This window comes from Massilia genomosp. 1, from assembly GCF_011682185.1.
Classification (GTDB): domain Bacteria; phylum Pseudomonadota; class Gammaproteobacteria; order Burkholderiales; family Burkholderiaceae_D; genus Telluria_A; species Telluria_A rubra.
In genome coordinates this window covers 1-1865 of sequence record NZ_WHJF01000251.1, presented here as the reverse complement: position 1 = coordinate 1865, position 1865 = coordinate 1, and the positions used below count along the sequence as shown (strand labels likewise).

The 1865-nt window shown below is 53.1% G+C and carries 1 protein-coding gene; it reads right to left on the bottom strand.

What is annotated here, in order from left to right; genetic code table 11:
- Positions 1 to 1066: 1066 nt before the first annotated feature.
- The gene (locus F1735_RS33325) at positions 1067 to 1729 is read right to left on the bottom strand and encodes a hypothetical protein (RefSeq protein ID WP_167241266.1); all 663 of its coding nucleotides are present in this window, start codon (positions 1727 to 1729) and stop codon (positions 1067 to 1069) included.
- Positions 1730 to 1865 lie beyond the last annotated feature (136 nt).

Here is a 1865-nt window from a genome sequence, read left to right as displayed (position 1 = left end):
CAGGCACGTACATGCGGCGGTCGGCCAATGCCGTCCCAGGAATCGTCAGCGAATTCCTCGATACGCGCCCACTCCAGAACGTAGATAAGGCGCTCAAGTTTCGGCGTCACGACGCCCACTTCTGCGCGCAGTTCCGGCAGCACGTCATATTGAACTGCGTTCCAGCGTTGCATGATCAGAGCGGGTCGGGTAGCATTCATGGTGTGGGCGTTTTGATTAAGCGTTAGAACTAAATCATGCCAGAAATGGGCGCCCACTCCCAACTTTTCGCTTGCGCTGCCAAGCAATTTTCATCCGTTCCGCTAGTTTTGCAAGAGGCTCAAGAGTGATGCCTGAAGCTGTGTGCATTCGCTAACTGACAGGTAACCTGAATTGGATACCTCAAATTCCATGCTGTCCATGTGTTGCGTCGTTTCAGAGCATGGTCGAACTCTTTGGAATAATACCAGAGCTGCGGACTCGTCTCCTTGTTTAGCCAACTGGGCGAGTGCGGGGACGTCCAGTTTTTTGGCTATAGTCGTCTGGACCCTGGCCTGTACCTGTGCGTCGGGGAGTACTGTAGCTGTTGCACCAAAGCGAGGCGGGCAAGGTCTGCGAGCAATGTTTGCCAGTTTCTCCGATGTTGGTCGACGCTGCGCCCTGCTCTCAGCGTTTTGCTTCACAGGTGCCGCAGTATTCGCGTGCTGCGGGTGGGGGAGGGCTTCGCGCTCAAGCCCCTCGCGACTCGTCAAAAACACCGTGGTCGTGACGGCTATCACGAACAATGCAAACGCGACGGCGGCCAGTTTCATTCGTTGGGGCATATGGCCTCTCTTTTCGCTGCAAGTATGGTCCCGAAAAAGCACTGCAAAGCCTATGTGGTCCCGCGCTACACCCAAAGTGACACTCTACCTTGCTGACATATTGAGAATCTCACAAGGAAAGTGCGGCCAATGCCGTACAACTGGTGCGCCCATTTAGATGTATTCGAATACCGGTAGCGAACTGTATAGCGTGGTGCCGGGCTGTGGGCAGAGAAGTGCAGTGATACTCCTCCTACCCATGGTAACGTGCTAAATCTGCACATTTAGCACGCTGCTTTGCAGACCTTGTTATTGTTGGGCCAGCAAGTTGCTCGAGCTGAACACACCATGTGATAAATATCGCCATTTTCCATTCGCACAGGTGCCATTTGTCCATCTATGGGGTCAGGTGGGGGAAATGGAATCGGGATTTTTGGGCGGCCGCCGCCGCCACCACCACCATCGCCGAAACTTCCGCCGCCGCCTCCCATCCCACCGTCATACGGGTCTTCACAAAATATTGGTTGGAGGCGGCCGTTCCCGTCGACGCAATCATTTTTGTCGCGGCGAGGGGTTGCCCGTGGCTCGGCACTAGGTTTAATATGCACGGCCGAACTTTCGGAACCAAAAAGGGCCAACACTTTTGCTATCTGGTCTTGCGATAATTCGCGTTGAAGGTCCTCGAAACCAAAGCTGGTCAGGCCTTTTTCATTAAAAGTGAGCGTGGCAATGAACCGCGCCCTTGCCGCTGGCGAAAGCAGATTGAGCGCATTGGATTTTGGTGGAATTATTTGCAAATAGCGCTCCAAGTCTTCCTTGGATTTAATTGGTGCTATTGCTTGAGATAATGCTTCGCGCGCAAATAGTGCTTTTTTTTCTTCAGCGGCGGGCCGCTGAATTGGACCGGAATGTACAGTGGTTGCGGTTAAAGCAACGGCGCAGACCACCAAAGCGCCAGAGCCAATTGCAAAATGATTTTTCCGAACTGGCCGACATCAGGAGAGCACGATTTTTCATCGCTTTTTCGTGATATCGGAGGAAATCTGATCGGTTACGGCGGCGGAATCATGGCTAATCTCATTT